The following is a 1,286-nucleotide window of genomic DNA, read 5'->3' as shown; positions in this document are numbered from 1 at the left end:
GCCCAGCACCATCCAGGGCCGCCGCCAGATCGGCACGAAAGCGGCGAGGTCTCCGACGGGCTCCACGGCCGCCCAGGCCTCCTCGGCCCGGTCCAGCCACCGGGGCCGCTCCAGCCCCAGCGACCCCACCAGCAGCCGGTCCAGCTCGGAGAAGGCCTGCGGCAGGTCACGGATCTCGGTGACCAGCACCTCCAGCCCGGCCGCACGCAGCTCCGCCAGGTCCGGGGCCCGGTTCTCCTCCTCGTTGGCGATCACCAGGTCCGGGCGCAGCTCCACCACGGCCCGTACGTCGGGGTTCTTGGTCCCGCCGATCCGCCGCGCCTCCCCCAGGCCGGCCGGGTGCGTGCACCAGTCGGTCACCCCGGCCAGCAGGCCCGGCGCGCTCACCGCGACCGCCTCCGTCAGGGAGGGCACGAGCGAGACGACGCGCACCGGCTCAGCGCCCCGGCGAGGGCGGCTCGGAGGTGGCGTGGATGTGGTCGCCGACGGCGACGACCAGCAGCCGGGTGTCGTCGCTGACGGCCCGCCAGCGGTGGCGGACCCCGCCGGAGAGGAACAGCGCGTCCCCTTCCTCCAGCCGGTAGGCGCGGCCCTCGGCCTCCACCTGGCAGGCGCCGGAGACCACGTACATCAGCTCGTCGTTGCGGTGCTGGTACTCGCGGCCGGCGTCCTGGTCGCCGTTGAACTCCAGCGCGTGCAGCTGGTGGTGGCCCCGTACGAGGGGGCGCACGCCGCCCACCGGGCCGAGCCCGGAGTCGTCGCCGGCCCGTACCAGGTCCACCGTGCGGGCCGTGTCGGAGGCGGCGAGCAGGTCGACCGCCGTGGTCTCCAGGGCGTCCGCGACCCGCTCCAGCGACCGCATGCTGGGGCGGGCGCGCTCGTTCTCTATCTGGCTCAGGAAGGGCACGGACAGCCCGCTGCGCGCCGACACCGCGGCCAGCGTCAGGTGGAGCGCGCGGCGCCGCTTGCGCACCGCGACGCCCACTCTCAGCGGCTGCTCCTTGGCGTCCTTCTCCTTGTCGTTCACGTCGAGGCCGCCCGCCCGGGCGAAGCCGTACTCCGTGCCGTCCGTGGCGTCCGCTGCGTCCGCGATGTGTCCGTCTTCCTTGCCGTTCATGTCGGGGCTGCCCTCCCCTACCCGTGGTCGCACATCGGTGTGCTGTAAGCACCTTACGCAGCAACCGCCCCCGGATTCGCACGCAAGGGCTCTCCAGGCCGTTCCCCGGCCGATTCCCGTACCCGTCCGGTCACCTTCCGTCGCCGTCGCCGGCCCGCCACAGCACGCG

At 74.3% G+C, this 1,286-nt stretch carries 2 protein-coding genes; both read right to left on the bottom strand.

All coding sequences use genetic code 11. From position 1 onward, the window contains the following. Positions 1-432 (bottom strand): helical backbone metal receptor (locus VR44_RS19415; RefSeq protein ID WP_045948813.1); only part of this gene is annotated, 432 nt, incomplete at its 3' end. Positions 433-436: 4 nt separating this feature from the next. Further along, positions 437-985 carry a helix-turn-helix domain-containing protein gene (locus tag VR44_RS19410; protein ID WP_211275094.1) on the bottom strand — a complete coding sequence of 183 codons (549 nt, stop codon included), beginning with the start codon at positions 983-985 and terminating at the stop codon, positions 437-439. Positions 986-1,286: the final 301 nt, after the last annotated feature.

Origin of the sequence: Streptomyces katrae (assembly GCF_000966975.1) — a bacterium.
In the GTDB taxonomy this organism is placed as follows: Bacteria; Actinomycetota; Actinomycetes; order Streptomycetales; family Streptomycetaceae; genus Streptomyces; species Streptomyces katrae.
This window is presented reverse-complemented; position numbering and strand designations above follow the sequence as displayed.